Below are 650 nucleotides of genomic sequence, written 5' to 3' on the forward strand. Positions count from 1 at the left end.
TGCCGTCGCGGTCCTCGCGGCCGCCCTCGTGCTCGTCCCCGCCGCCGGCGCCGCCGCGCACGTGCACGTGCACCCGGACAGCACCGCCGCCGGCGGCTACGCGCAGCTCACCTTCCGGGTGCCCACCGAGTCCGACACCGCCTCGACGACGGCGCTGCGCGTGCAGCTGCCCGCGGACACGCCCTTCACGTACGTCGCGGTCAGGCCGCTGCCCGGCTGGAGCGCCACCGTCGAGCGGGGCACCCTGCCCGAGCCGGTGGAGATCTCCGGCGCCACCGTCACCGAGGCCCCCGTCGCGGTGGTCTGGACCGCCGAGCCGGGCGCGGAGGTCGGGCCGGGGGAGTACCAGGAGTTCGCCATCTCGGCCGGTCCGCTGCCCGCCGCCGGCACCGAGGTGCTGCTGCCGGCCGTCCAGACGTACTCCGACGGCAGCGTGGTGGCGTGGGAGCAGTCGGCCACCGGTGGGGAGGAGCCCGAGCTGCCCGCTCCGGAGTTCACCACCACCGCCGCGGAGGACGACCACCACGCCGGCGCGACCCCGGCCGCCGGCAGCGGCGACGGGAGCACCGGCGACGGGAGCACCCCGGCCGCCGGTGCGGCGGGTGCCGCGGCGGTGGCCGGCGGCTCCGACGCCGGGGCGTGGTGGCTGG

General features: G+C 78.9%; 1 protein-coding gene. It reads left to right on the forward strand.

All coding sequences use genetic code 11. The annotated features are described in order from the left end of the window. The coding region (locus tag ABEB16_RS22720; RefSeq protein ID WP_345714401.1) for a YcnI family copper-binding membrane protein at positions 1–650 on the forward strand (650 nt) is incomplete at both ends.

Origin of the sequence: Kineococcus glutinatus, from assembly GCF_039542765.1 — a bacterium.
Taxonomy (GTDB): domain Bacteria; phylum Actinomycetota; class Actinomycetes; order Actinomycetales; family Kineococcaceae; genus Kineococcus_A; species Kineococcus_A glutinatus.